Annotated in this window: 1 protein-coding gene; it reads left to right on the top strand. The window is 62.7% G+C overall.

All coding sequences use genetic code 11. The annotated features are described in order from the left end of the window. Window positions 1-1176: hypothetical protein (locus B0H98_RS17115; protein ID WP_208623645.1), on the top strand; the 1176-nt coding region annotated here is incomplete at both ends.

The following is a 1176-nucleotide window of genomic DNA, read 5'->3' as shown; positions in this document are numbered from 1 at the left end:
GTCTCCGTCACCCTGGAAGACGCCACCGGCGATATCTACAGCGCCGACGAGATCCGCGACGGCGTCAACGCCACGGTCACTCTGGGTGAAGGTACCCAAGTGGGCGACACCCTGATGGTGGTGGATGGCAAAGGTAACGAACTGGTCAACCGCCCGGTCACTCAGGCCGATCTGGATAGCGGTGTCAGCGTCACGATCACCGACCTCAACGCCACCGACACTGCGGTTAGCGTGACCGCTACGGTCACCGACCCGGCCGGTAATACCACTACCACGACGGCGGGAGGTGTGATCGACGCCCAGGCGCCGAGCGTCTCTGTCACCCTGGAAGACGCCACCGGCGATATCTACAGCGCCGACGAGATCCGCGATGGCGTCAACGCCACAGTCACGCTGGGTGAAGGCACCCAGGTAGGCGACACCCTGGTGGTGGTCGATGGCAAGGGTAACGAACTGGTCAACCGCCCGGTCACTCAGGCCGATCTGGATAACGGCGTCAGCGTCACGGTGACCGATTTGAACACCGGCGACACAGCGGTCAGCGTCACTGCGACAGTGACTGACCTCGCCGGTAACACCAACACATCTACCGTTGAAGGGATAATCGACGCTCAGGCGCCGAGCGTCTCCGTCACCCTGGAAGACGCGTCCGGCGATATTTACAGCGCCGACGAGATCCGCGACGGCGTCAACGCCACAGTTACGCTGGGTGACGGCACCCAAGTAGGCGACACCCTGGTGGTGGTCGATGGTAAAGGTAACGAGCTGTTCCGCGGCGATGTGACCCAAGACATGCTGAACGATGGCTTGGTCGTCACCGTCACGGATCTGATAGCGACCGATACGGCGGTCACCGTCACTGCTACGGTCACTGACCCGGCCGGTAACACCAACACGTCGACAGCTAACGGCACGATCGACGCCCAGGCGCCGAGCGTTACGGTGGCACTGGAAGAGGCATCCGGCGATATCTACAGCGCCGACGAGATCCGCGACGGCGTCAACGCCACGGTCACCCTAGGTGAAGGTACCCAGGTGGGCGACACCCTGCTGGTGGTCGACGGCAAGGGCAACGAACTGATCAACCGTCCGGTCACGCAAGCCGATCTGGATAACGGTGTCAGCGTCACGGTGACCGACCTCAATGCTGGTGACACCGCGCTGAGCCTCACAGCG

This window comes from Vreelandella songnenensis, from assembly GCF_003002925.1.
Taxonomy (GTDB): domain Bacteria; phylum Pseudomonadota; class Gammaproteobacteria; order Pseudomonadales; family Halomonadaceae; genus Vreelandella; species Vreelandella songnenensis.
The sequence above is the reverse complement of the archived record's forward strand: the minus strand, read 5'-3'. Positions and strand labels throughout refer to the sequence as shown.